25 protein-coding genes are annotated in these 26,260 nt (G+C 61.0%); 12 read left to right on the top strand and 13 right to left on the bottom strand.

What is annotated here, in order from left to right:
- Positions 1-56: 56 nt before the first annotated feature.
- Entirely contained in the window at positions 57-845 is a 789-nt protein-coding gene (locus tag HHL09_RS26405; protein WP_205761037.1) for a hypothetical protein, read from the bottom strand.
- Between the two features lie 206 nt (positions 846-1,051).
- Here HHL09_RS26405 and HHL09_RS11715 point away from each other — a divergent pair, with 206 nt between their 5' ends.
- Positions 1,052-5,479, top strand: coding sequence for a DUF7133 domain-containing protein (locus HHL09_RS11715; RefSeq protein ID WP_169454822.1), 4,428 nt, complete (start codon positions 1,052-1,054; stop codon positions 5,477-5,479).
- Between the two features lie 5 nt (positions 5,480-5,484).
- Here HHL09_RS11715 and HHL09_RS11710 read toward each other — a convergent pair whose 3' ends face one another.
- On the bottom strand, positions 5,485-6,375 hold the full coding sequence (locus HHL09_RS11710) for a LysR substrate-binding domain-containing protein (protein WP_169454821.1): 891 nt from the start codon (positions 6,373-6,375) through the stop codon (positions 5,485-5,487).
- Positions 6,376-6,444: 69 nt separating this feature from the next.
- Here HHL09_RS11710 and ilvD point away from each other — a divergent pair, with 69 nt between their 5' ends.
- On the top strand, positions 6,445-8,127 hold the full coding sequence (gene ilvD / locus HHL09_RS11705) for a dihydroxy-acid dehydratase (RefSeq protein WP_169454820.1): 1,683 nt from the start codon (positions 6,445-6,447) through the stop codon (positions 8,125-8,127).
- Here the strand turns inward: ilvD and HHL09_RS11700 are convergent, their stop codons facing one another.
- Genes HHL09_RS11700 through HHL09_RS11690 form a run of 3 tightly spaced genes read right to left on the bottom strand, consistent with a single transcriptional unit; the run spans position 8,128 to position 10,929 of the window.
- On the bottom strand, positions 8,128-9,741 hold the full coding sequence (locus tag HHL09_RS11700; protein WP_169454819.1) for an arylsulfatase: 1,614 nt from the start codon (positions 9,739-9,741) through the stop codon (positions 8,128-8,130). It abuts the gene before it with no gap.
- 47 nt (positions 9,742-9,788) lie between these two features.
- Positions 9,789-10,154, bottom strand: a complete 366-nt coding sequence (locus HHL09_RS11695) for a YkvA family protein (protein ID WP_169454818.1) — start codon at positions 10,152-10,154, stop codon at positions 9,789-9,791.
- A 25-nt stretch (positions 10,155-10,179) separates the two neighbouring features.
- Positions 10,180-10,929 carry a PspA/IM30 family protein gene (locus HHL09_RS11690; RefSeq protein WP_169454817.1) on the bottom strand — a complete coding sequence of 250 codons (750 nt, stop codon included), beginning with the start codon at positions 10,927-10,929 and terminating at the stop codon, positions 10,180-10,182.
- A 323-nt stretch (positions 10,930-11,252) separates the two neighbouring features.
- Here HHL09_RS11690 and HHL09_RS11685 point away from each other — a divergent pair, with 323 nt between their 5' ends.
- From HHL09_RS11685 to HHL09_RS11655, 7 genes are all read left to right on the top strand, one after another.
- The gene (locus HHL09_RS11685; RefSeq protein WP_169454816.1) at positions 11,253-12,164 is read left to right on the top strand and encodes a uracil-DNA glycosylase; all 912 of its coding nucleotides are present in this window, start codon (positions 11,253-11,255) and stop codon (positions 12,162-12,164) included.
- A 24-nt stretch (positions 12,165-12,188) separates the two neighbouring features.
- Entirely contained in the window at positions 12,189-12,677 is a 489-nt protein-coding gene (locus HHL09_RS11680) for an asparaginase domain-containing protein (protein WP_169454815.1), read from the top strand.
- 142 nt (positions 12,678-12,819) lie between these two features.
- Positions 12,820-13,575 (top strand): DUF899 domain-containing protein, encoded by a 756-nt coding sequence (locus tag HHL09_RS11675; RefSeq protein ID WP_169454814.1) that lies wholly within the window; start codon positions 12,820-12,822, stop codon positions 13,573-13,575.
- 41 nt (positions 13,576-13,616) lie between these two features.
- Complete coding sequence (locus tag HHL09_RS11670) at positions 13,617-13,985, top strand: DUF1428 domain-containing protein (protein WP_169454813.1); 369 nt, start codon at positions 13,617-13,619, stop codon at positions 13,983-13,985.
- A gap of 113 nt (positions 13,986-14,098) precedes the next feature.
- Positions 14,099-14,536 (top strand): VOC family protein, encoded by a 438-nt coding sequence (locus tag HHL09_RS11665; protein WP_169454812.1) that lies wholly within the window; start codon positions 14,099-14,101, stop codon positions 14,534-14,536.
- 42 nt (positions 14,537-14,578) lie between these two features.
- Positions 14,579-15,118, top strand: coding sequence for an SRPBCC family protein (locus HHL09_RS11660; RefSeq protein ID WP_169454811.1), 540 nt, complete (start codon positions 14,579-14,581; stop codon positions 15,116-15,118).
- 19 nt (positions 15,119-15,137) lie between these two features.
- Positions 15,138-15,599: a YciI family protein gene (locus tag HHL09_RS11655; protein ID WP_169454810.1), complete on the top strand. Its 462-nt coding sequence runs from the start codon at positions 15,138-15,140 to the stop codon at positions 15,597-15,599.
- A gap of 80 nt (positions 15,600-15,679) precedes the next feature.
- Here HHL09_RS11655 and HHL09_RS11650 read toward each other — a convergent pair whose 3' ends face one another.
- The 7 genes from HHL09_RS11650 to HHL09_RS11620 form a co-directional block, all read right to left on the bottom strand.
- Entirely contained in the window at positions 15,680-16,240 is a 561-nt protein-coding gene (locus tag HHL09_RS11650) for a hypothetical protein (protein WP_169454809.1), read from the bottom strand.
- 65 nt (positions 16,241-16,305) lie between these two features.
- Positions 16,306-16,932: a hypothetical protein gene (locus tag HHL09_RS11645; RefSeq protein ID WP_169454808.1), complete on the bottom strand. Its 627-nt coding sequence runs from the start codon at positions 16,930-16,932 to the stop codon at positions 16,306-16,308.
- Between the two features lie 65 nt (positions 16,933-16,997).
- Positions 16,998-17,924, bottom strand: coding sequence for a family 43 glycosylhydrolase (locus tag HHL09_RS11640; protein WP_205761036.1), 927 nt, complete (start codon positions 17,922-17,924; stop codon positions 16,998-17,000).
- Between the two features lie 85 nt (positions 17,925-18,009).
- Positions 18,010-18,489 (bottom strand): ferritin family protein, encoded by a 480-nt coding sequence (locus HHL09_RS11635; RefSeq protein ID WP_169454806.1) that lies wholly within the window; start codon positions 18,487-18,489, stop codon positions 18,010-18,012.
- Between the two features lie 161 nt (positions 18,490-18,650).
- Positions 18,651-20,069 carry a dihydrolipoyl dehydrogenase family protein gene (locus tag HHL09_RS11630; RefSeq protein WP_169454805.1) on the bottom strand — a complete coding sequence of 473 codons (1,419 nt, stop codon included), beginning with the start codon at positions 20,067-20,069 and terminating at the stop codon, positions 18,651-18,653.
- Positions 20,047-20,886 carry a metallophosphoesterase family protein gene (locus HHL09_RS11625; RefSeq protein WP_169454804.1) on the bottom strand — a complete coding sequence of 280 codons (840 nt, stop codon included), beginning with the start codon at positions 20,884-20,886 and terminating at the stop codon, positions 20,047-20,049. The genes HHL09_RS11630 and HHL09_RS11625 overlap by 23 nt, the downstream gene beginning before the upstream one ends.
- Positions 20,883-21,818 carry a diacylglycerol/lipid kinase family protein gene (locus HHL09_RS11620; RefSeq protein WP_169454803.1) on the bottom strand — a complete coding sequence of 312 codons (936 nt, stop codon included), beginning with the start codon at positions 21,816-21,818 and terminating at the stop codon, positions 20,883-20,885. Before HHL09_RS11620 ends, HHL09_RS11625 begins: the two co-directional genes overlap by 4 nt.
- 297 nt (positions 21,819-22,115) lie before the next feature.
- Between HHL09_RS11620 and HHL09_RS26845 the strand changes: the two genes are divergently transcribed.
- Positions 22,116-22,310: an entericidin A/B family lipoprotein gene (locus tag HHL09_RS26845; protein ID WP_240963774.1), complete on the top strand. Its 195-nt coding sequence runs from the start codon at positions 22,116-22,118 to the stop codon at positions 22,308-22,310.
- Between the two features lie 121 nt (positions 22,311-22,431).
- Here HHL09_RS26845 and HHL09_RS11610 read toward each other — a convergent pair whose 3' ends face one another.
- Positions 22,432-22,950, bottom strand: a complete 519-nt coding sequence (locus HHL09_RS11610) for a Dps family protein (RefSeq protein WP_169454802.1) — start codon at positions 22,948-22,950, stop codon at positions 22,432-22,434.
- A gap of 172 nt (positions 22,951-23,122) precedes the next feature.
- On the opposite strand from HHL09_RS11610, the gene HHL09_RS11605 reads away from it, so the two are divergent.
- The gene (locus HHL09_RS11605) at positions 23,123-24,409 is read left to right on the top strand and encodes an NAD-dependent succinate-semialdehyde dehydrogenase (protein WP_169454801.1); all 1,287 of its coding nucleotides are present in this window, start codon (positions 23,123-23,125) and stop codon (positions 24,407-24,409) included.
- Between the two features lie 148 nt (positions 24,410-24,557).
- Positions 24,558-26,258: a DEAD/DEAH box helicase gene (locus HHL09_RS11600; RefSeq protein ID WP_169454800.1), complete on the top strand. Its 1,701-nt coding sequence runs from the start codon at positions 24,558-24,560 to the stop codon at positions 26,256-26,258.
- Positions 26,259-26,260 lie beyond the last annotated feature (2 nt).

The following is a 26,260-nucleotide window of genomic DNA, read 5'->3' as shown; positions in this document are numbered from 1 at the left end:
TAGCCCGTCCGTTCTTGTTAAGCTTGGCGTATCCGCCACGCACTTCTTCTCCCGGCCTACTTCTTCAGCTGGATCGTCTCGCCGCTGACGCTCTTCACCTCGAGCTTGGAAGACTCGGGAGCCGCTGGCTTGGGAGGCTCTTCTTTTTTCGGCTCATCCTTCTTCGCCTCTTCCTTCTTGGGCTCCTCTTTTTTGACCTCGGCGGGCTTCGCTTCCGCCGGAGCGGCAGGAGATGGTGTAGCTGCGGCTGGTGGTGCCGCGGGAGATGGTGTGGCGGCGGCGGGTGGCGCGGCGGTAGTTGCCGCCACCGCGTTGGCCTCCGTCCGGATTGCTTGGAAAAGAAGGTTATAGTTGTGCCGCACCGCCGCCGGGAAATTCACCCGGCCGGGTTCGACCACTTTTTCCCGCAGCAGCTTCGAGGAAAGGTCCGCCGTCAGGTCAGCGCCAACCTTCACCGCTGCCCCGACTCCCGGAACTCCGCCACCGACGGTTCCCCCGGTGCGGATCACGTCGCTGGAAATCGTGCGCCCCTGGAGCGCCAGATTCGACTGGGCGCTGGCGATCGTCCCTTCCTTGGTGATGGTAACTTCCAGCACCGCGTGGTCATCACTGGCCAGCCAGCCACGGCGATGGTCGATCCGGATCGAAGCGAACACCCCGCCGTCGGGCGTGGGCGTCAGTTCCGGCTTGTAGGTGCGGTATTCCGACCCCGAAAGATCGTAGTCACAGGCGGACTTCGATTTGACGTTCCAGCCGCCGAGACTCTTCCCGAAGGCATCAATGTCGATACCGACGCCCGCATGGAGCGTGGTCACCAGCGGCAAAACAAGAGCGAGACGAAACATGGCGAAGCGGGTGCGCGGGAAGGAATACCACCAGTGTAACGTAAACCTTCAGTGAAAAATTCGTGCGTTGTCACCCATTGTGGCGACTGGATGAACGCGCGGAAACCAGCGAAAGATTCAGATCTGTCGGACACGTAAGCCTTGCAGATTTGACTCTTAGGCACTTTTTGGCTAATAAAATGCTTTTGCAAACCCGTTTTTAACCCATGAGCTTCTTCTCCCGATCTATTCCTCTTGGTTTGGCTAGCGTCAGCGTCGTTTGCGTAGGCACGGCGTACGCCGCGGAACCCTTGGTTCAATTGAAGAAGGGCGACAACATCGCCATCGTGGGAAGCGGCTTGGCTGACCGGCAACAGCACCATGCGTGGCTGGAAACCTTCATTCATCGCGCCTATCCCGACCTCAATCTCACCGTCCGCAATTTCGGTTTCGCGGCGGATGAAGTGAATGTTCGGCCTCGTTCGGCTGACGTTCCTCCCTTGGAATACTTTCTCTCGATGAAGAAGGGCGACTACGTCGTCCCCGGGAAGCCAAAGGTGATCTACAAGGCCGGCACCGATTTCGGCGCGAATGTGATTTTCGCCTATTGGGGCTTCAACGAATCCTTCCGTGGCCCGGAAGGCCTGGAGAAGTTCAAGGCCGACCTCGGCAGCTACCTCGATTCGCAAAAGGCTGCCAACTACAGCGGTCAAGGAGCCCCTCAGCTGGTGCTCTTCTCGCCCATCGCGCAGGAAGACCTGAAGAATCCGGATTTCTCCGATGGCGCGGACAACAACGCGAACTTGGAGCTCTACACCAAGGCCATGGCCGAGGTGGCTAAGGCAAAGGGTGTTCCGTTTGTGGATCTCTACACCCCCTCCAAGGACCTTTATTCGAAGGCAGGATCTCCTCTCACCATCAATGGCATCCACCTGACGGAAGAGGGTGATCGCCAACTGGCTCCGGTGCAGTTCCAGGCGCTCTTCGGAAAAGAAGCGCCTGCTCTTGATGACCCCCTCATAGGGAAGGTTCGCGAGGCCGTGCTCGATAAGAACAACGAGTGGCACCACCGGTATCGTACGGTCGACCAGTACAACATCTACGGGGATCGCTCGCGCATCGCCTATGAGGGTGTGACCAATGCCTCCACTCTCGGGGAAGAAATGGCGCAGCGCGATGTGAAGACCGCGAACCGGGACAAGCGCGTGTGGGCTATCGCAAAGGGCGGCGATCTCAAGGTTGCCGATGACAATCTGCCGAAGGTCAATCTGGTGCCGCCGAACCGGAAAGACGAGGTGCCGTACATGGATCCGGAGGAAGCGATCAAACATCTGAAGACCCCGCCAGGTCTCAAGATCGAGCTGATTGCTTCGGAAAAGACCGTGCCGGAGCTGATCAATCCGGTGCAGATGAACTTCGATACAAAGGGCCGCCTGTGGATCGCGGCATGGCCGGCCTATCCGGAGACTTCGCCCACAACGACGAATTTCGACAAGCTCCTGGTCCTCGACCTCGACCCGAAGACCGGCAAGGTGGCCAAGACCACGGTCTTCGCCGATGGCCTGAATTGCCCGACCGGTTTCCAATTCTACAAGGATGGCGTGCTGCTGATGCAATCGCCGGATTTGTGGTTCCTGCGCGATAGCGATGGTGACGGGAAGGCCGACCAGAAGGAGCGAGTGCTCCATGGCCTCGACGCTGCGGACTCCCACCATGAGACCAACTCCATGTGCCTCGAGCCGGGAGGCGCGGTCTATCTCAGCGATGGCATTTTCCATCGCAGCAACGTGGAGACCTTCAACGGCCCGATCCGCAACCAGGACGGTGCGATCTATCGCTACGAGCCCAATACCGGGAAGTTCATGCGTCACGCGCCCTATGGCTTTGCAAACCCGCACGGCCGCGTATTCGACTATTGGGGCAATGACCTGATCACGGACGCCACGGGCAACGACAACTATTTCGGTCCGGCGATGAGCGGTCATCTGGATTCCGGAGCGCACCCCGGCATGCAGCGCTTCTGGAATCGTCCTTCGCGTCCCTGCCCGGGAACCGCGATTCTGAGCAGCCGCCATTTCCCGGACGATTGGCAGGGCCTTTTCCTGAACACGAATGTGATCAGTATCCAAGGCATCTTCCGTGCGAAGCTGACAGAGGAAGGATCCGGCATCAAGGGCGAGACGCTCGAGCATCTGCTCGCGACGGACATTGAGAAGAACCCGAACTTCCGTCCCTCCGGCATCACCGTGGCACCGGACGGTTCGCTCTACTTCATGGACTGGTCGCAGATGTTGATCGGTCACTTGCAGCACCACCTGCGCGACCCGAATCGCGACCACCAGCACGGCCGCCTATATCGCATCACCTATGAGGGTCGTCCGCTGTTGACGCCGAAGAAGGTCTACGGCGAGCCGGTGGCTGCCCTGCTTGAGCTGCTCAAGGAGCCTGAGAACGATGTGCGGATGCGCGCGAAGATCGAGCTTGGCAACCGTGACTCGAAGGAAGTGATCCGCGGCGTGAAGGCATGGATCACCACGCTCGATTCGAAGGACCCCGCCTTCGAGCACCACATGCTGGAAGCCCTCTGGGTTCATCAGTGGCATAACGTGGTGGATCTCGATTTGCTGAACCGCGTGCTGAAGTCTCCGGATCCTCGTGCCCGAGCCCAGGGAGTTCGCGTGATGGGCTATTGGCGGGATCGCGTGCCGGAGGCCCTTGCGCTGCTGAAGGTCGCCGCCGATGACGAAGCTCCGCGCGTGCGCCTGGAGGCGATCCGGGTGGCCAGCTATTTCCGTCAATGGGAAGCAGCCGATGCCGCGCTCACCGCGCTGAAGCATCCGCAGGATTATTACATCACCTATTGTCTCAAGGAAACGATGCGCCAGCTCACACCGTGGTGGAAGCAGGCGATCTCCGATGGCAAAGCTCTTGCCGCCGATAATCCGGAAGGCATCGAGTATGTGATGGGCTCCGTGAGCAGCGCCGACCTGGCGAAGCTGCCGAAGTCGCCCGTCACGCTGACGGCGATGCTGACCCGTCCCGATGTGCCGGAGACGCAGCGTGCGGAAGCGCTGGTGGAGCTGGCCAAGCTGAAAGGCAGCTCCCAGATCGAAGCGCTGCTCGCGACGCTTGCTCCCTTGGCGAAGAACGGCGGTAGTGCCACTGCCGACTTGTGCCGCATGCTTTTGGCCCAGCCGGCAGCTGACCTGAAGAATTCGCGGTCGGCGTTGGAGAAGCTCGTTGATCGCCAGAATGTGGACAAGGTCCGCCAGGCTGCCTTGGCTGCCTTGATCGTTACCGATGGCGGCATTGATCCGGCTTGGAGTGCGGCTGTGAAGTCGCCGGGTGCGCTGACGGACTTCCTTAGTGCCTTGCCTCTTGTGAGCGATCAGGCCATCCGTGGCACCGCCTTCGACAAGGTGATGCCGCTGCTTTCCTCGCTGCCTCCGGAAATTGCGGCGGGTCTCGCAAAGCAGAAGACCGGAGATGCCCGTTATGTACGCATCGAGCTTCCGCGCACTGGAACGCTGACCCTGGCCGAAGTGCAGGTGATGGCCAATGGGGAGAACGTCGCGCTCAAGGGATCTGCAAGGCAATCCTCCACCGACCATGATGGCCGGGCACAGAACGCGATCGATGGCGGAACCGATCCCGAGTACAATTCCGGAACCCAGACCCACAGTGAGGAAGGCGAGGACCATCCGTGGTGGGAAGTCGATTTGAAGAGCGGCCAGGCGGTGTCCAGCGTGTCGGTCTTCAACCGTGCGGGCTACGAAGAACGTCTCGATGGCTTCACCCTCACGGTGCTCGATTCCGAGCGGAAAGAGCTGTTCACGAAGGCAGGCAATCCCGCCCCGAAGCTTTCCAGCAAGATCGACGTGCCTCCGAGCGATCCCGCGGGTGGCATCCGCCGCGCAACCATCCACGCCTTGGTGAGCCTGGGCAAGGAGCCGGAAAAGGTCTTTGCTGCCCTTGCTGAGCTGATCAGAAAGGACCAGCAAGTGGTTGCTGCTGCCTCGGCGATTTCCCAGCTCCCGCGTGCCTCGTGGTCGAAGGATTTGGCGGATGGTGCCGCCGGTGGCCTTGTGAATTGGGCGAAGAAGGTACCTGTCGAAGATCGCAACTCGCAGGACTACATCCAAGTGGTCCAAGTTGCGAACGATCTCACCTCACTGATGAATCCGGATCGTGCAAACATTGCGCGGAAGGTGCTGAAGGACCTGCGCGTGAATGTTTACGTGGTGAAAGCGGTGCGCGAACAACTGCGCTTCGACACCACGCGCATGGTGGTGGAGGCGGGCAAGCCCTTCCAGATCATCTTCGAGAATCCGGATAACATGCCGCACAACCTGGTGATCGTTCAGCCGGGATCCTATCAAGCCGTGGCCGAATCGGTGCAGGCCCAAGCGCCCGACAAGCTGGACAGCAAGGGCCGTGCTTACGTGCCGGACAAGGACTCGCGGGTCATTGCCGCCACCAAGCTGATTGAGGCCGGCCAGAAGGAAACGATCAGCATCACGGCCCCGCAAAAGGAAGGTGTCTATGAATTCGTCTGCACCTTCCCGGGTCACTGGGCCATCATGCATGGCAAACTGGTGGTGACCGCGGACGTGGACTCCTACCTGCAATCGAATCCGGAGGCCGCGAATAACTGAGGCTTCTAGCGAGTCGAATTTTTCAAGGCATGGCCGAAGTCCCGCATCGGGCCTTCGGCCTTGCCTGATCTCCGGGCGAAGTGATGCGTGATCGTGAGGCGCTCCTTGAAAGGGATCGCCTTTACCCCGCTTCCGGCGACGCGTTCCAAGGCGGAGGGCAAGATCGCGATCCCGGATCCTGCGGCCACCATCACGACTACCGCTTGCGCGCGATGGGATTCCAAAACGACGCGTGGTCGGAAGCCCACATCGCCGCATAGTCGCCTGACCAGATTCGAGAAGGAGGGCGCGGCTTCGTGTGCCACGGCCACGAATGGTTCGGCAGAGAGGTCCTTCAGGGAAATGCGGCTTCGTTGTGCAAGAGGGTGGTCGGACGGGACGAAGCACTGCAGCGGCTCGCGAAGCCAAGGCATGATCTCGATGCCTCCGAGTTCTCGCGGTTCCTCGATGCCCACGAAGCCTCCATCGAGCTTCCCTTCCATGATCGCGCGGATCTGCTCGTTCGGTGGCATGTCTTGCAGAAGAATCTGCACTCCGGGAGCCGATGCGCGGAAGCGCTTGAGCACGGAGAGCAGGCCATCGCTCATGACGGCACTGACGAAGCCGATCCGCAGGCGCGAAATTTCGCCCGCCGCGGTGCGCTTCGCGGCTTCTCCGGCCTGCGACAGCTTCCCGGGGATGGTCCGCGTTTCCTCGTAGAAGCGGTCGCCCGCCGCGGTGAGCGAAACGCCCCGTGGCTCGCGGATGAAGAGGCGCGCGCCGATTTTATCCTCCAAGGTCCGGATGTGGCGGGACAAGGGCGGCTGCGCGAGGTTCAGGCGTTTTGCCGCACGGGTGAACGACAACTCCTCGGCCACGGCGAGGAAGCACTCCAATTCCCGGAACGAACAATCCATACCGAAATAGTATCACATAGCGACCAAAGGAGTCATTCCAATATATCGGGATACTTGGATCCTCCCGTCATGGCAATCAGCGACATGATCAAGAAGGGTGCGATCCGCGCGCCGCATCGCAGCCTGCTGCGTGCGACCGGTGCGATCCGGTCCGAAGAGGATTGGGAGAAACCCTTCATCGCGGTGGCGAATTCCTTCGTCCAGATCATCCCCGGCCATGCCCATCTGGACGTGGTGGGCCGGAAAGTGCGCGAAGCCATCCGCGCTACGGGAGGTGTGCCCTTTGAGTTCAATTGCATCGGCGTGGACGATGGAATCGCGATGGGGCATGGAGGGATGCGCTACTCTCTGGCCTCGCGTGAAATTATTGCGGATAGCATTGAGACGATGTTGCGGGCCCATTGCTTCGACGGCGTGGTGTGCATCCCGAACTGCGACAAGATCGTGCCCGGCATGATGATGGGTGCCGCGCGGGTGAATATTCCCACCGTTTTCGTTTCGGGCGGGCCGATGCAGTCCGGCAGGAATCCGGTGACGGGTGAGTCGCTGGACCTTGCTTCGGTGTTCGAGGCGGTGGGCAAGCTTTCGGCGAATGCGATTACCGAGGAACAACTCGGTACGATTGAAAAGAATGCCTGCCCCACCTGCGGTTCCTGCTCCGGGATGTTCACGGCGAATTCGATGAACTGCCTTTGCGAAGCCCTGGGACTCGCGTTGCCTGGCAATGGCTCGATCCTCGCCACGGATCCGGCGCGCGATGCTTTGTTTGAGCGGGCCGGCAGAACCATCATCCGCCTGGTGCGCGATGGCGTGAAGCCCTCCGACCTGCTGACGCGGGAGGCCTTTCAGAATGCCATCGCCTTGGATATGGCGATGGGCGGATCCTCGAACACGATCCTGCACACGATTGCCGTGGCGCGTGAAGCCGGAGTCCCTCTTGGAATGGAGGATTTTAACGAGATGGCCGAGCGTGTGCCGCATCTGTGCAAGGTGGCGCCTTCGGGAAAGCATTATATGGAGGACATCGATCGGGCAGGGGGCATCTTTGCGATTCTGAAGACCCTCGCGGAAATTCCGGGAGTCCTTCACCTGGATGCTTTGACCGCAAGCGGCCTCACGATTGGAGAGACGCTTTCGGTGGCAGAGGTGAAGGACCGCGAAGTGATCCGGCCGGTGGAAAGAGCTTATTCCACAAGAGGCGGGCTCTCGGTTCTCCATGGGAACATCGCACCCGGTGGATGCGTGGTGAAATCCGCCGGGGTGAGTCCGGCGATGATGAAATTCACCGGGCCCGCGGTGGTGTTCGAGTCCGGCGAGGAAGCCACCACCGGCATCCTTACCGGCCAGGTGAAGGCCGGGGACGTGGTGGTGATCCGATACGAAGGCCCGAAAGGCGGTCCCGGCATGCCCGAGATGCTGGCCCCTACTTCAGCGATCGCCGGGCGCGGGCTTTCGGAATCCGTGGCCTTGATCACGGACGGACGTTTTTCCGGTGCCACCCGCGGCGGTGCGATCGGACACGTGTGCCCGGAGGCAGCAGCAGGCGGTCCTATCGCCCTGGTGGAACCCGGTGATCTCATCGCGATCGATATTCCACAACGCAGCATCCATCTTCTAGTGCCAGAAGAGGAGATTGCAGCGCGACGTGCGCGATGGACAGCACCTCAGCCGAAGGCGAGAAGCGGCTATCTTGGCCGCTATGCGGCGATGGTGGGCGGTGCCGATCAGGGGGCGGTGTTGTCGATTCCGTGACTACTCCGCTGCTCCGCCCGGCTTTGGATAGACTGAGGCAGACTTGGCCCACCCGGACCATTGCTTGGAGAGTTCGGCGACTTTATCCGGCATGTCCTTTGCGAGGTTGTTCAGTTCGGTGCGGTCCTCCTTGACGTTGTAAAGCTGCCAACGGTCCGGCTTCACGCCATCCGCTGGAGCCACGCCGCGTCCCACGAGCTTCCAATCGCCATCGCGCAGGAAGCCGTTGCCTTCGTGTTCCATAAAGAGCGGTTTGCCGCGGTTGATGTCGCCGCCCTTGAGAGCTGCAACCAAGGAGATCCCTTGCATGGGCGTGATGGCTTTCCCGTCACGCTCCCGGGGATACTTCGCGCCGCTTAGTTCCACGAGAGTCGGCATGATGTCGATGATCTGGCCGGGCTGCTGGAACCATCCTTCACGCTTCTTGATGCCTGCCGGCCAGCTCGCGAAGAAGGGTGTCGCGCTGCCGCCTTCGTGGGCGAAGTGTTTGTAGAGGCGGAAAGGGGTGCTGGAGGCATTCGCCCATGCGGTGCCGTAGGAAATATTCCACACGGAATTTCGTGCGGCCACGTCCTTCACGTCGAGGTTGCCGAGGATGCCGTTTTCCGCGCAGGCACCGTTGTCGGCGAGGAACATGATGAGCGTATTGTCGAAGAGCTGCTTCTCCTTGAGGAAGCTTACCAGCTTGCCGACGTTCTGATCGAGGCGATCCACCATGGCCGCATAGATGGCCATGCGCAGGTCCATCTCATCCTGCTTGGCGGGTTCGAGGCTATCCCATGCCGGCACGCGTTCATCGCGAGGGGAGAGCTTCCATTTCGGATCGATGAGGCCGAGGCGGATCTGTTTCTCGTAGCGGCTTTGGCGGAGCTTGTCCCAGCCGCCCTTGTACTTGCCGCGATACTTCGCGATGTCTTCTTCGTGCGCTTGGATCGGCCAGTGCGGTGCGGTGTAGGCGAGGTAGAGGAAGAAAGGCTTCTCCGGATCGGAAGTATTCTCTTGGCCGATGAAGCGGATCGCGTGATCGGTGAAGGCATCCGTGGTGTAGTAGGGGCGCTCGGTGGTGCTTTTCAGCTCCTTGTCCGGCTCGTTTCCCATGCTGATGCCGCGCGGATCCTTCGGGGTGAAATAGAGGGTCGCGCCGGAGTAACAGCCGTAGAATTTATCGAAGCCCCGCTGCAGCGGCAGGCGGTCGTGCTGGCTTTCGCCCAGGTGCCACTTTCCGGCCATCAGCGTGGCGTAGCCGGTGTCCTTCAGCACCTCCGCGATCGTCACGCTGCTGCGATTCAGATAGGCCTGATAGGCGGGCGGACGGTCCGTCGGGATCTTCTCTCCCGGCTCCTCCGTCATGTGTCCGATGCCGGTCTGGTGCGGATGCAGGCCGGTCATCAGGGAGGCGCGTGTCGGGCAGCAGCGGGCGGAATTGTAGAATTGCGAAAAGCGCATTCCGCCTGCGGCCAGCGCATCCAGGTTCGGCGTGTTGATCTCGCTGCCGTAGCAACCGAGATCGGAGAAGCCCATGTCATCGGCAAGGATGACGATGACATTCGGGCGTTCTGCTGCCGGAAGTGTGGGGAGCAGTGAGAGGAAAGCGAAAGCGGCGAAGCGGAGCATCTCCAATTGAACTCCGTCTACCTGCCAAACTCTCGGAAATGACACGCTCAGTGGCCCTTCAGGCCGAAGATCTTCTCGGTCTGGGCGGCGGCTTTCACCTTGTGAATGTCCTTCACATAGGTGGCCACGGTCGCGAGTGCAGTGACGAGCGCTGCCCAATCATCGCCGTAGCCTGCGCCCGGGATGATGTCCGGAACCATGTCCGCAGGGAGCACCAGATAGCCCAATGCGCCCATGATCACGCCCTTTGCCCAAGCAGGCGTGTCCTTGTCTTTCAGGCAGTGATAGAGCGTGATTGCGGTGAGGACGGTCTTGCGACCGGCGACCAGTGCGTAGCGTGAAATTTTCTCCCAGAGGCGGGGCGCGGAATACCACTGCTGGGCGCGGTAGCGCGAGGGAAGTTGCGGGTCCATGAAGTCGTAGGGTGCCGGTCTGAAATTACTGGCTGACCGGGCCCATGGTGCCCTGCTGTGGCGGGGTCTCGGAGTTGCCGGTGCCTTGCTTCGGCTCCAGCGCGATGCCTTCCGAGGCGGCGAAGTCGGCGAGCGCCATGTCGGCGAGGGCCTTTTGCTCGGCTTCCTTGATGACGGTGCCGCTCATGTCGACGCTGTCGCGGGCAACGCGAGCACGGCCGGCAGCCTTGCTGCGCTCCTCCTCCACCATTTCTTCGAGGCGGTTGAGGTTGTCGCCGGAACCGCCCAAGGAGCCTACCATGCCGGCGGCCATTTCATTGAGCTCGGCCATGGCTTTCTGCACCTTCATGTCATCGATGCCGCGGCGCAGGCTCTCGATCTTGTCGCGGGCGGCCTTGATGGCGACATCGCGGGCGCGGACGAGTTCCTTGTAGCGGGTTTCAGCGCTTTCGAGCTGGGCGGCGAGTTCAGCATGCTGCTGATCGGTGTTCTTGTAACGGAGAGCGGTTTCGGCCGCGGCTTCGCGCTGGCCGGCTTGGAGGAGAGCCTTGGTCTTGGCCTTCAGCTCATCCTCTTCCTTGTTGAGCTTCTTCACCTGGCCCATCAGGCGCTCCACCAGACCCGCGTGAGCGGCCAAGCCCTGGTTGAACTCGCTGATCTGCTTGCGCAGGTTTTCCTTCTCCACCTCGAGCAGGGCTTCCGGATTCTTCTTCTCGATGCCGCCGATGAAGAGGCCGACGAATCCTTTGATGAGGTTGGCGATGCGATTGAACATGGGTGAAGGCGATAGTCGCGCTCGCAACATGGGTCAAATGGGCGGGAGGGGGCAAGTACAAGCGGGGGGAGGAATCGGAATCGACGGTCGGGAGAGAGGCGCCTGTTCCGCCTGTTATAACAGGGAAAATAACAGGTGATCGGGGCGGATCCGGGCCGGTGCCGGGGCTGACGGGAGGGGGTTGGAAGGATGAAAAAACATGGCTGGAGTTTTAGGGGGGCGGCGGGTTTTCGGGAACTTTTCGCAATGGTCCCCGGACTGATCCCGGGTGTGCGTGGAAAGCGGCGTTGCACCTTCCCGATCCGCCCCCTAGCGTCGCCCTCGTGAGCCGACCGGTGGATGACCTGATCGATTTCCTGCGTGCCGAGGAGGCGCGCGGGGTCACGACGGTACACCTTGATGACGAGGCGAAAGCGCTGCTCCGGGAGCTGCACCGCCGCGGGAGAGCCGGAGGCGGCCCGAAGCCGGTGGCTGCAGCGGAGTCCGCGCCGCCCCAAGCTGCGGCTCCTGCCGCCATGGCCGAGCGGCCGCAAGCTCTTGTCTCCGAGGCCGCCGCCGAGCCTGCGAAGACGACTTTCGCTGCGCCGGTGATTGCCGCTCCCGTGGCTGGCAGCGCGGCGCAGAAGATCGCGGCCCTAGCCGCGCAGGCGGAGAATTGGGAGCCCGCCAAGCGGCTCGGCACCCTCCGCAGCACGATGGTGTTTTCCACCGGAAACCCGGAGGCCGATCTCATGCTGGTCGGCGAGGCTCCCGGTTATCAGGAGGAGCAGCAACGCCAGCCTTTCGTGGGCGCGGCAGGCCAGAAGCTCAACGAGATCCTGAAGGCGATGGGCCTGTCCCGCGAAGCCGCCTACATTTCGAACATCGTCAAATTCCGGCCCGCCATGCCGGGTCAGACGACGAACAACCGCAAGCCGAGCGTCGAGGAAATGGCATCCTGCATTTCCTTCATCCGCGCCGAGGTGGAGATCGTGAAGCCGAAGTGCATCATCGCGCTTGGCGGGACCGCGGCAGAAGGCTTGCTTGGCCTCACCGGCTCCGTCTCCGCGATGCGCGGATCTTGGCACGAGTTCGCGGGAATTCCGGTGCGCGTGACCTATCACCCGGCCTACCTGCTGCACAACAACTCCGGCAGCCAGGACAAGCGCCGGGTCTGGGAGGACATGCTGGAGGCCATGGAAAAGCTCGGCCTGCCGATCTCCGACAAGCAGCGCAGCTATTTCCTGCCGAAGTAGTGCTCCGGCGATTTCACCCTTTCCATGAGCGCTCCCGTTCTCGTCCTGACCACCGGCGGTACCATCGACAAGGTGTACTTCGATGCCTCGTCGGAATACGAGATTGGCGAGCCAACGGTGCCCCATGTGTTCCGCGAAGCAGGTGTCGCGTTAGAGTGGCGGCTGCATTCCTTGTTGCGGAAGGACAGCCTCGAAATGACGGATGAGGACCGGGCGCTGATCCGCCAGGCCTGCGAGGAAGCGCCAGAAGCCCGAATCCTCATCACGCACGGCACGGACACCATGAGCCTCACCGCGGAGGCCCTGCTTGGTATTCCGGGGAAGACCATCGTTCTGACCGGGGCGCTTGCTCCCGCGCGCTTCAAGGTAACCGATGCAATTTTCAATCTCGGCCTTGCGCTCGGGGCGGTGCAATCGATTCCTAGCGGTGTTTATCTGGCCATGAACGGCACGATTTTCGAGGCCGGGAAGGTTCGTAAGAACCGCGAGGCCGGGAAATTCGAGCGATTGTGACGGTTTTGCCGCCGTGGGTCACGGCGATGTGAGTGGATCTCTTCTTGCGGCAGGCCCCGATCCGGCCTTCTTTGAAAAATCCGCAAAAAGTTGTCCCGAAAGGACGGCTTCGTTCGTCGTTCTTCAAAGCACCGCACGAACCATGAGCACGCAGACCGCTGAACCCGAGACCCGGAGCCATCCTGTCGTATCCCGCGAAGAGTGGTTGAAAGCCCGCAAGGAACTCCTGCTGGAGGAGAAGAAATTCACGCATCACCGCGATGAGGTCAGCGCGAAGCGCCGGAAACTTCCGTGGGTGAAGATCGAGAAGGACTACGTTTTCGAAGGTCCGGATGGGAAGAAAAGCCTGGCTGATCTTTTCCAAGGCCGCAGCCAGCTCATTGTCCATCACCTCATGTTCAAACCGGGTGACAAGGAGGCCTGCCATGGCTGCTCCTTCCAAGCCGACCACATTGGCGGCCCGTTGATGCACTTGAAATACAAGGATGTGATGATCACCGCGGTATCTCGTGCACCGTGGTCGGACATCCAGCCCTTCAAGGAGCGCATGGAATGGAAATTTCCCTGGGTTTCCTCCTATGGCACGGATTTCAACTACGACTTTGGCGTCAGCTTCACGCAGGAGGAACTCGCCAGCGGCAAGATCGACTACAACTACGGGAGTTCGCCGTATGTTTTCGAGGAGTTGCCGGGCGTGAGTGTTTTCATCAAGGACGAGGAAGGGAACGTGTTTCACACCTATTCCACTTATGCGCGCGGTCTCGACGAGATCCTCGACGCCAACCATTACCTCGACCTCACGCCGAATGGCCGCGGCGACGAAGATCCCGAACAGTGGCCGAAATTCCACGACCGCTACGAGGGCGGCGACGGCAAGAGCTGCTGCGGCAACCATTGATCCCTTTCCCGATATTACCAACCAAACCCCAAGACACAGCTATGTCACATTACGTTGATGGATTCGTTCTGCCTCTTCCGAAGGACAAGGTGGAGAAGTACCGCGAGATTGCGGAGAAGGCCTCGAAAGTCTGGCTCGAATACGGAGCGCTGGAATACCGGGAGTGCGTCGGCGACGACCTGAATATCCAAGGCGTGGTCTCTTTCAACAAGATCGCCGATGCGGGCGAAGCGGATACCGTGATCTTCGCCTACATCGTTTACAATTCGAAGGAGCACCGCGATGAAGTGAACGCGAAGGTGATGGCGGATCCGCGGATGTCCGAAATGTGTTCCCCTGACGACATGCCCTTCGATTGTTCGAAGATGGCGATGGGGGGCTTCAAAACCATTGTTTATGGGAAGGCCTGATTTTCCGGCGAGGACGGGAAATCTCAGAAAAGGAGAATCCGATGTCCTGAGGCTTTCCCGCCGATCGTCGTGTTGATGAATCCCTTGCTGAAATCGAACGAACCAAAGAAAAAATGAGTGCTACACTTACCGCCACCAAGATCGAACCATACCTCCAATTCGGCGGCCGCTGTGAAGAGGCCTTGGAGTTTTACAGCAAGGCTCTCGACGGCAAGATCGAGATGCTGATGCGCTTCAAGGACAGCCCGGAGCCCTGCGAAGGTGCCCCCCAGATGGACCCGAACCAAGTCATGCACGGCGCGGTGAAGATCGGGGAGACGACGTTGATGGCTACCGACTTCGGCTGCTGCGAAGGCGGCGGAGCTCCCGGCTTCAATGGCTTTTCGCTCTCACTAGCGCCTTCGGACGAAGAGCAGGCAAACAAGTTCTTCAACGCGCTGGCCGAGGGAGGGAATGTCCAGATGCCCCTCGGCAAGACCTTCTTCTCGCCTTGCTTCGGCGTGGTGCAGGACAAGTACGGTGTGAACTGGATGGTCGTTGTTGCCGCCTGATCCACCGCTTTCTAGCAGAAAAACGAACCGCCCCTCCCAGTCATGTTAAAGAAGATCCTTATTGGTTTAGCAGTGGTCCTGCTGGTGCTGATCGTGGTGATTGCCATGCAGCCTTCGGACTTCCGCATCAGCCGTTCCGCGGCGATTCCGGCGCCACCGGCGACCGTGTTCGCGGAGGTGAATGAATTGAAGAATTGGGAGGGGTGGTCCCCTTGGGCGAAGATGGATCCGTCGATGAAGCAGACCTATGAAGGCCCTGCAGCAGGCACGGGTGCCATTTCCCACTGGGCTGGAAACAGCCAGGTTGGTGAAGGCCAGATGACCATCACCGAGAGCAAGCCGGACGAACTGGTGCGCATCAAGCTGGACTTCATCAAGCCGATGGCTGCGACGAATGACGTGCAGTTCGACTTCAAGCCACAAGGCACCGAGACGCTCGTGACCTGGACGATGTCCGGGAAGAGCAATTTCGTTGGAAAGGCCTTCGGTCTTTTCATGGACATGGAGAAAATGCTGGGCGGTCAGTTCGAACAAGGACTGGCCCAATTGAAAACCGCCGCGACCGCAAAGGCGGCCCAATGAAATTCTAACAGAACATCCAATGGCCAATCCCAATCTCAAAGCCCACCATCCCATCGGTTCCGAGCAGAATCCGAAGCGGGAGAAGTCCCAGTATATGTTCCTCTTCCGCCACGGGATGTGGGACAAGGACATGACGCCGGCGCAAATCACGCAGGTGATGGATGACGTCACCGCCTGGTTCGACGACCTCGCTAGCAAGGGGAAGATCCTTGGTGGCAGCCCGCTGGAAGAAGGCGGGAAGACCGTGCATGTCCGGAATGGAAATGTCTCCGTGGTCGATGGCCCCTTCGTGGAATCGAAAGAGGCAGTCGCAGGTTACATTTTGGTCGATGTCGACAGCATGGAGGAGGCGGTAGAGATCGCGAAGACTTCGCCGCTGATGAAATACGACACGGCGATGTGCACGGAGGTCCGGGAGGTTGCTCCTGAGTGTCCGATGTACAAGCGCTTCCGTGAGAAGGAAGCGGCGGCGCTTGTTTGAGCGCTTCAAGAGCCTGCCGGGAAATCCATTCAACGCCTTCTACGTGAAAGACGTGGAAGGCGTTTTTCCTTTGGGAGGGTTTACCCCCTCAGATGAGAAGGCATTCGTCGCTGGTGGCTACATGGAAGGAAGGCTTTCTTCCTTATGAGTCGCCAGCTGATAAGGCCTCCCAAGAACAGGATAAGAGCAGATGGTAGCCAGGCCCATACGAGGAACACCTTTTCGATTCGGGGACCGATCTCCGCCATGAAGGGTGCTTGGCCTCCCCGTTCGGCGAGTAATGAGGTGATCCGGTCAGATGTCCCTTCGGCGAGGTGTGGAGAAATGGACCCAACAAGCTCATGCTTGTCGAAATCGTAGGCGACGGAAAACGTGGTGCTTTCCGGGGATTTCCGGGTTGCCCTCGCGATCACCGAACCATCGGCACTCCAGCAGAACATCTGGAGAGGATCGGCGGTTTCGTCGGGCAAGGGTCCGAGGCTGATTGGCTTTGAAGACTTCGCTTTATCGGAGGCCAACAATTCCATGCCTCGCTCCCGGATTTCGACGAAGGCCTTGCTCTTAGGCCCTGCCGCGCCTTCAACCGGTGCTCTCCTAGCCACAAAGATCTCGCTCCCGATCATCGCAAAGAAGGATGCCATGATGAGTGTTGCTACCCCGACGACCATGCCAGTCAGGACGCGCAGGGGATCTCTGCGGGATTGAATCATGGGCGGCTGCGTCTGCCGCCGATCAGGCCCCAGGAGATGCTGGCTCCGGCGAGGAGGATTCCTCCGGGCAGGAGCCATGATCCGGTGGGGAGCGGTGCCTCTCCGGCGGCTTCGATTTTGCCGAGGAAGGGACCTTGGCCGCCGCGTTGAGAGAGCAGGGAGGCAATGAGCTCGTGGGACTGCTGGAGGTTCCGTGCATCTTCCGGTTTCACGAGCTCGTGCTCTTTGAAGTCATAGGCGACCGAGAAGAAACGGGAATCCGGAGAACGGCCGGAGGCGCGCGCAATGACGGATCCATCGGCGCTCCAACAGAAGCCTTCGAGCGCTTGCGGATTCTCCGTGCTGAGAGTCCCGAGGCTCACGGGCTTCCATTTCCAAGGGCGGTCGGAGACCATAAACTCCATCTCGCGCTCGGTCATTTCGACGAATGTCGAATGCTTGCCGCCCGCAGGGCCGTCGATGGCGAGCCGGGTCTTCGACGCGAATCCAGCGAGCAGGGTGAAGGCTGCGACGAGGAGAACCACCGCTCCGACGATCCATGCGAAGACCGTCGCAAAGAAAATCGCGCTCCCTGCGGTCCAGCGACCCAAGGTGCGAAGAGGATTTCCTCCGGAGCGATTCACTCGGTTAAGCTGCTCCTCCTTTTTCGAAGGGCCGGGGAAGCTGGTGTGAATTCCGAGGGAAGAACTCAGCGCCGGATCGGAGACACGGGGGACTTCCCATCGGTCATCTTGATCTTCTTGATGAGGCCCTTGTCGTCATACTCGACCTTTTCCACGGCCAGCTTTCTTCCTCCCCGGAAAGGTGGGTCTTTCCGGCCCGTTTCCCAACGATGATAGACGATGAACCACTCCCGGGTGGAGCGGTTCTCGACGAAGGAATGGTGCCCGGGCCCTTGGTGCTTGTCGTCGCTCTCCAGGATGCAGCCGCGGTATTTCCATGGTCCGGTGGGGGAATCGGAGGTCGCGTAGTGGACGGAGTAGCTGGAGTCGTTCCACTTTCCGTGACTGTAGGAGAGGTAGTAGGTCTTGTCCCGGAGGTGCATGAAGGCTCCCTCCGTGAAATTTTCCGGTTGGGCGACATCCACCTCCCGCTTGAAGGAGATCATGTCGTCCGCCATTTCAAAGACCCGCAGTTTCGCGCCCGCACTCCCGCCAGCGTAAAACCAAGCTCTCCCGTCTTTGGGATCAACGAAGACCATGGGGTCGATCGCCTCGAAGCCATCGCCGCCGGTGAGGAGGGCCTTGCCGGAATCCGTAAAGGGGCCTGCCGGGCTATTCCCCACAGCGACGCCGATGCGGCTGGGAGTGGGATTCTGCGGTCCGACGGAATAGTAGAAGTAGAATTTGCCGCGCTTCTCGGCCATCGCGGGAGCCCACGCACCATGCCATGGAGCGCCGTCGGCCTTGACCCAAGGGACCTTGTCCAGATCAAGGATCGTGCCTTCCCGTTTCCAAGTCCGCAGATCGGAGGAGCGGTAAGCGGCGAAGATAGGGTTCCGGCTGCGCGGCTCGGTGGGGTAGAGCCAGTAATCTCGACCGACCGCCGAAACATGCGGATCAGCCCCGTCCATCACCGGATTTGCGGCGAGGGACAGCGGAAGAAGGAGACTCACGAAGGAGAGCCGCAGCAAGGTCATGGGCGAAGCACTAACGCAAGTGCCGGGCCGAGTCTTGCGGATTTCAACCGGAGACGACAGATCAAACGGTCATCGGAACCGGGCCGTGTGGCCCCTGAAGCTGGTGAAGACGGGCAAGGCCGCCACGAACATCGCGGAGCAGACCATCCAGCTCATGACGAAGGACTTCTTCCGTCGAGGGGTCATTCCACAGACGCAGAAGTACCCTTTCCAAGCGGCGATCACTCCGTTCGCATTCCCGCGGAAGTCCCTCACGGAAAGTGGGGAAGCGGCGATTTACCAAGCACATCCAGATCTGCTGAAAGCCCGCCTCCCGGCTAAAACCAAAGTCCGGGGTATCACCTGCCTCTGCCATCAGCTCCGCGATCCGATCCGCCTGCGCGTTGCGCAGCGAGGCGAATTCCTTGCAGAGATCCGAGAGCAGTCCGGACTCGGAAATGCTCGCCGCCTGCTGGTAGGCGCAGACGGCATCGAGCGTGCGGGTCAGGGCGGTCTGAAGGGATACGGAGGAAGCTTGCGTCGGAAGCCGAAGCTCATTCATCCCGCCATCTTTGCACGCAGCGTGCCGAAAGTCATCGGCTGGGGCCACGTAAGACGACGTCTTGATCTTTCAAGCGTTCCACGGAAAAGTAGTTGTTAGGGAATACAAGCAAGCCTGAAGCAATCTGCAATTTCCCCGTGGGCGACGTCGCGCTTTGCAATTCACGGCACCGGCAAGCGATCCGCCAGATCCGCGACCGCACGGTGCCATGCCTCCGCCAAAGTAGGATGATAGTGGGGGATCGCAAGATAGTCTTGGGCGCTTACGCCGAGCTCGATCGCGGCCTGCAGGATGTGGGCGGTTTCGATTACTAGCGGCCCCGTTCCGCAGGCACCGAGAAGGCGTCCGTTCTCCGCGTCCGCGATGACTTTCACGAAGCCGCGCTGGCAGCCCGTGATGATGCCTTTTCCTTGGTCGGAGTAGTCCTTCCTGCCGGTGAGGACGGTGATGCCCTTTTCCTGGGCTTCTTTCTCCGACATGCCGATCTCCACACACTGGGGTTCAGTGAACCAGCCCGACATGGCGGATTTGCGGTTCCATACGGCGGCCGTGTCCCGGTGGCCGTCTTTGGCGAGCCGGATGGCATTTTTTCCGGCGACCTCGCCTTGGATCACGGCCAGATGGACCACGGGCACCGGGCTGGCGCAGTCGCCGGCGGCGAAGATATGGGATAGGGAAGTGGTACAGCGGTCATCAATGAGGATCCTCCCGTCCTCCAAGGTGATGCCGATGCCCTCGAGGCCGAGGTGGGCGGTGGCCGGCGTGCGACCGGTGGCGACCAGCAGGGCGTCGGCTTCCAGAGAATCCGCGGCTCCTTCCAAACTGAGTGAGAAGTGATTCTGGCGGTAGGTGACGGATTTGAGATCGGTCTTCTTCAGGAAGCGAATGCCCCGGTCCCCGCTTTCCGCTTCGATGACCGTGCCGATTTCCGGGTCCATTTTGCCCATGATGGAGTCCCCGCGGGCGATGACCGTGACTTGGCTGCCGAGGCCTTCGAAGAGATGGGCGCATTCCATCCCGATCGCGCCGGAGCCCAGCACCGCGAGATGTTTCGGCAAGAAGGGGAGATGCACCACGTGATCGCTGGTCCAGTAGGGCGTCCCGGCTAGGCCGGGGATCGGCGGGACGGAGGGTGTGGAACCGGTGGCGATGACAAAAGTGGTTGCGGTGAGGGTGCGGGACTCGCCTTTCTCCGTGGCGAACTCGATCTCGTGCTCGCTTGTAAAGCTGGCGCTGCCATGGAGCAGCTTGTAGCGGCCGGAGGTCATCTCGCTTTCCCGGTGCTGGCGGAAATCGGAGACGAGGCTCCGGACGCGATCCCGCAAGGCGTCCACGTCCAACTCCGGCTCTGCCACGCGGATGCCGAAGCGGGCAGCGTCGCGGATCGCGCGCATGCGGTTGGCGGTTTCGATGAGGGTCTTCGAAGGCATGCAGCCGCGGAGGATGCAGAGGCCGCCCAAGGGCTCGGCGGATTCGATGAGCGCGACCTTGGCTCCGAGCCCGGCTGCGGTTCGTGCCGCGGCGTGGCCGGCGCTGCCACCTCCAATCACGATCAGATCATGCGATGCGGTTGGTTTCATGGCGGGTGGCGAGGTCGGCGCTGGTCCATCCGGACTCGCCGCGGGTAAAAGCGAAAGTGGCGTCGGACTCGAAGGCGTCCCCGTGGAAAACGTGGCGATCGATTTCGATGAAATCGTCCATCACCCGGATCAGGTGGAAGCCTTGGGACTCACCTTGGAGACGCGTCGAGCAGACTGTGGCCGCTTGGGAGACGATGCACTGCCAGCCTTGTTTCTGGCCGATGGTGGCGAGGTGCGATTGGTGGAAGTGGCCGCAGAGCACGAGGTCGACTCGGTGCTTGGCGAGGAGCTCCAATAAATCGTCCAAGGGCTGCACGACGTCCCGGCGGTGGCCGACGGGTGCGAGCAGCGGGTGATGAAGCGTGAGCACGCGGAAGGTGCCCGGCGCACCGGAGAGGCGTTGATCGAGGCGATACAGGCCATCATGAGTCAGGCGACCGACCGACCAGTCCGCGTGCAGGCCGAAGGGCTTGGCGCTATTTACGGTGGCGACATGCAGACCCGGCGCGGTATGAATCGGCTCAATGTTTGCGCCGAAAGTCTGGCGGTAACGCTTGAAAGGGGCAAAGAAGCGGTGGAAGGGCTGGTTCAGCGCGGGGATGTCGTGATTTCCCGGGATAATCAGACGGGGACGAGGCAGGCGTTCAACGAAGGCCTTTGCCTCGGCCAGTTCCGCGCGGCGCGCGCGCATGGTGAGATCGCCGCTGAGGATCGTCACATCGGGAGCGAGCGTTTCGGCTTCCGCGAGAAAAGCGGAGGCGACCAAGGGATCCGAGGCGCCGAAGTGAGGATCGGAGAGGTGGAGAATCCGGATCATGTCTTGTCCTCCTTTTCGTCCGCGATGTTTTCCGGCGTGGTGAGGACTTTCAGGTGGCCTGGTTTTATCTCGAGCCGGATGGGGAAGCTCATGCGGAGGATCTCACCGTCCAGCATCACCACGGTGTCGCGCTTCTTGCCACCGAGGAGTTCGAGCTTGGAGGCCTTGAAAAGGATGAGCTCCGGGTTCTTCTCCTGACGGCCGAAGATGTAGTCAAACATACCACGCATCGCAGCGGCGGCATTGCGCTGGGTGCCGACGTAGCCCGTGAAGGTGCCGGATTGGAACTCGGTGCGTGCGGGGACGATGCCGGCGCTTGCCTTGTAGCGACCGGGAACAAAGGCGCTGAACTTGGTGCGTGCGGTGCCTTGTTCGTCACCTCGCCAGGAAAGATCGATGGGGCGCGCTTCGGAGAAGTAGCGTGGGAGGCCGGTCACGAGCCGCAGCGACTTCTTCCACCAACGGCCGCCATGGTCGCGGCGCTCGAAAGTATCCGCGAATTGCGGGTAGAAGCCGAGGATGGTGGTGCACAGGCAGGCGTGGCCGTTCACTTCCAGCACATCAACGGGTAGAGGCTCGGCGGCGGCTAGGAAGCGCGCGGCCTCTTCCATTTCAAGAGGGACGCCAAGATCCCGCGCGGCGAGATTGAAGGTACCCATCGGCAGGATCCCGAGGGCGACCAAGCTGCCGCCCAAGCGGCGGGCTGCTGCGGAGGCCGTACCATCGCCGCCTGCGACAATGATCCCATCCGGGGTGGTGGAGATAGCTTCCTGAAGGGCGGCATCGAGTGCACCCGGGCTGACCAAGACGGAGCGGATATGGTGGCCCGCCTCGCGGAAGATCTTTTCGACGGAGTTGGAGACCTCGTTGGCATCCAGCCCGCGGTCATTGCCGCCGGATCCGCGATTCAGAAGGAGGACGTAGCGAGCCATGGATCTTCCGTTTCCTAACAGATGCCATGCCGTAGGGCTGACGTCTTCATAAATAATTGGAAGAGAGTAAACTGCGTCGCTCTAGGGGCGTGCTCCTTGAGAGGATTCATGCAAAAAACGATGGCCTCATCCGCCTTCGTGCAATTCGCACGATAGTGCAGCCGTTTCACGGATGGATGCATTCTGCATGGAGATGCAATCCTGCCCGGGAATCGGCATTCAGGTAATTTTGCTGATTATCAGATTCTTATGCCGAGGCTGGGACTTGGTTCGCTCCCTGCGAAAAGAGAAGGTGTTATGAATCCGATCTTTCTCTTCCGCTCTACCCCATGCCGCATGAATGGCCGGGCGAAGTTCGCTCTCCCTGCATGGGCGCTGTGTCTCCTCCTTGGTGCCGCCACGCTCGGCCTGAATTCTTGCCGGACCGCCCAAGGCTTCGGTCAAGACGTCGAACATGTCGGCGACAAGATCGAGGATGCTGCCAGTCGCTGATCGCTCACGCACTGGCGAAAAGAGCCCGTATCGACTTCGGTCGAACGGGCTTTTTTGTTTGGGCAAAAAGAAGCGGGAAACGGAATCCGTCTCCCGCTTGAAAGGTACCAACTGAGGGCTCTCAATCAAGGAAGCTGCGGAGCATCCAAGCGGCTTGCTCGTGCTGCTGGAGGAGATTGGTGAGGAAGTCTGCCGTTCCGGCATCGCCTGCCTCATCAAGGACATCCACGGCCTTCCGAACCTCGCGGGCGGCGGCTTCGTGGTCATCGCGCAAAGCGGCGATCGCGTGATCGCCATCGATCAGAGCGCCTTTGACCTCCTTCAGCGTGGCTTGGGCGAGGAACTCCTGCATGGACCCCGGGCTGGATGAGCCGAGCATGCGGATGCGCTCGGCCGTCTCATCGATGGCCAAGGCAAGGGCATCGTACTGCTTCTCGAAGAATTCGTGGAGGGTGTGGAAGCGGTGGCCCGTGAGGTTCCAGTGGAAATTGCGCGTCTTGGTATAGAGCACGTGCTGGTCCGCCAGGATTGCGGAGAGATGCTTTACGGCCAGACCCCGGACCTTCGAATCGAGGCCGATGTGGATCTCCTCGGTCTTGGAAGCAGAGGGGGAGGCTTTCTTCGTGGCATTCTTTTTCATGGGTATGCCTGTATAAGCAAATGTTGAACCGGTGTGACCAGCCGATTTGCAAGAGACTAGGAATGAGAGAGATGAGGATTTCTCGGGGGGTGTTAGGCAATGCTGGCTCGGGGCATTTTGCACGGTGTCTGCTTCCCTTGCGGATTGAGGTCTGCGGAGCCAAGCTGCGGGCATGTCCGATCCCCTCCAGATGGTTTCGACGGCCTTTGAGCTTCTGCGGACGCTTTCATTCGAGGAGCGGGCGGCGGGGTTGAGACGGGCAGCGGACCTTTTGGAGGAGCGGAAGGACGAGTTTGCCCGGCTGATGGCGGAGGAGATGGGCAAGCCGGTCGCTCAAGGTCGGGCGGAAGTGGAGAAGTGCGCGAAGGTCTGCCGCTACTACGCCGAGCATGGGGAGGCCATGCTTGCGCCCCGCGAAGTCGAGGGTGGCGTGATCCGCCATGAGCCGTTGGGAACAGTGCTGGCGATCATGCCTTGGAACTTTCCCTTCTGGCAGATGTTCCGTTTTGCCGCGCCGGGGCTGATGGCGGGGAATACCATTCTCCTGAAGCACGCCTCGAACGTGAGCGGTTGTGCCAAGGCGATCGTGGCGGTGATGGCCGGAGCTTTCGAGCGGGAGGATTTCGTGCAAGCGGTCTTTATTTCCGGGAAGGAAGTGGAGCCCCTGATCGCGGATCCGAGGGTGCGCGCGGTAACCTTTACCGGCAGCACCGAAGCCGGACGCCAGGTGGCGGCAGCGGCGGGGAAGCATCTGAAGAAGTCGGTGCTCGAGTTGGGTGGGAGCGATCCTTATCTGGTGCTGGAAGATGCCGATCTGAAAGCCGCGGCGAAGACCTGTGCGGCGGCACGGATGGTGAATGGCGGGCAGAGCTGCATCGCAGCGAAACGCTTTCTTGTCACGGAACCGGTGCACGATGAGTTCGTGGCCTTGCTGCGGGAAGAGCTGGCCCGCCATGTGGCTGGCGATCCGATGGATGAGGCAACGCTACTCGGCCCGATGGCGCGTGCGGACCTGCGGGACGAGATCCACGGGCAGGTGGTTGATAGCATCGCGGCTGGTGCGGAATTGCTACTGGGCGGCGAGCTTCCCGAGGCAGAGGAGCTACGGGGAAAGCCGTACTATCCCGCCACGCTTCTCGCCAAGGTGAAGCCCGGGATGCGGGTTTTCGAAGAGGAAACCTTTGGTCCGGTGGCCCCGGTGGTCCGGGTGAAGAACATGCAAGAAGCGATCGAGCTGGCGAATCGCACCCCTTTCGGTCTCGGCGCGGCGGTATTCAGCGGGAGTGAGGCAAGGGCGCGCAGCGTGGCGCAAGCCTTGGAAACGGGCACGGTGGCGATCAATGCCCAGGTGGTCTCCGACCCGCGGTTCCCGTTTGGAGGCGTAAAGGACAGCGGCTGGGGCCGGGAGCTCGGGGAGCATGGAATCCGGGAGTTTGTGAATGTGAAGACCGTGAGGTAGACTGCTGGTTCGCGGAAAAAATGTTTCTTGCCAGACCGGCAAAAGCGGCCAGTCTCCGCGCCCCCGCTGTCGCGGGGTGTTCGATCCACGGAGGCGTTTGGGTATGGCTTCCAGGATCACACGTCCTTGAACCGCCTGATACCTCATTATGGAAACACCGCCTTTCTCCGAACTCGGCTTGTCCGCCGAACTCCTCGCCGCCGTCGAATCCCTTGGCTTCGAGCGCCCCTCGCCCATCCAAGCCTTGGCGATCCCGGTCGCCTTGACCGGCCGCGACATCCTCGGCCTGTCCCACACCGGCTCCGGCAAGACCGCCGCTTTCACGCTGCCGCTCTTGGCGAAGCTCGATTTCAAGAAGCGCCTGCCACAGGCCCTGATCCTCTGCCCGACCCGCGAACTCGCGGTGCAGGTGTGCGAGGAAGTGCACCGCCTCGGCTCGAAGCTCGGCCAGCTCCGTGCGGTGCCGGTCTACGGCGGCGCGCCGATGGATCGCCAGCTCCGCGCCCTGCGCGATGGGGTGCAAGTCGTGGTCGGCACCCCTGGCCGCGTGATGGATCACCTGCGCCGTGGCTCTTTCGACGTCAGCGAAATCCAGACCATCGTCCTCGATGAAGCAGACCGCATGCTCGACCTCGGTTTCCGCGAGGAGATGGAAGAGCTGCTCGCCGCGCTGCCAAAGGAGCGCCAGTCGATGTTCTTCTCCGCGACGATGAGCAAGGGCGTGGCCCATCTCATCGGTCGTTTCGGAAACAATCCGGAAACGATCCAGATCGATCAGAAGGCGAAGACCGTTTCGACCATCGATCAATCCTACTTTGAAGTGCGCGAGCGCTCGAAGGTGGAGGTGTTGTCCCGTCTGCTCGACATGGAGCAGGCCCGCCTCGCGATCATCTTCTGCAATACCAAGCGCTCTGTCGACGAGTGCACGGAGTCGCTGCTCGCCCGCGGCTACACGGTGGACCGCCTCCACGGCGACATCACCCAGCAGATGCGCGAGCGTGTGCTGCGCCGCTTCCGCGAAGGAACCATCGAGCTGCTCGTCGCTACCGACGTTGCCGCGCGCGGGCTCGACGTGGAGAACATTGATGTCGTCTTCAACTACGACCTGCCGCAGGACCCGGAAGACTATGTGCACCGTATCGGCCGCACCGGTCGTGCCGGGCGCAGTGGTCGTGCCGTAAGCTTTGTCTTCGGCCGCGAGATCCACCGCTTGGAAATGATCGAGCGCTACACGCGCCAGGTCATCCGCCGCGAGAAGGTGCCATCCCAAGAGCAAGTCGAAGGCCGTCTGGCCGACCTTGCCTTCGAGGAGATCAAGGAGCGCCTGGAGAAGGGCGAGTTCCAATCGCACGAAAGCCAGGTGGACCGCCTGCTCGAGCAAGGCTACACGCCAACGGACATCGCCAGCGTGCTCTTCACTTTGCTGCGCGAGTCGCGTGGCCGTGAGTTCGGCGAGATCATTGAGGACCGTGAGGATCCGCGGGATCGCAACCGCCGTGAACGCCGCGAGCCGCGTGAACCGCGTGGTAACTTCGGTGACCGTGGTCCGCGTGAAGATCGTGGCCCTCGCGAGCGTCGTGAGAGTGGTCCGCAAGACAATGCGGACATGGTCCCGCTCTTCTTCTCGCTGGGGAAATTCCACGGCGTGAAGGTCGGCGAGATCATCGGCATGCTCTATGGCGAGGCCGGCCTGCCGGATGGTGCCGTGGGTCACGTGAAGCTGTTTGCGAAGCACAGCCGCATCGATGTGCGTGCCGATTGCGCGGAGCGCCTGGTGCAGATCTCGAAGGGTGCTCAGCTCCGCGGGCGGAACTTCATCCTCGATTTCGATCGCGGCCCGAGGGGTTGATC

Origin of the sequence: Luteolibacter luteus (genome assembly GCF_012913485.1) — a bacterium.
GTDB classification, from domain to species: domain Bacteria; phylum Verrucomicrobiota; class Verrucomicrobiia; order Verrucomicrobiales; family Akkermansiaceae; genus Haloferula; species Haloferula lutea.
This window is presented reverse-complemented; position numbering and strand designations above follow the sequence as displayed.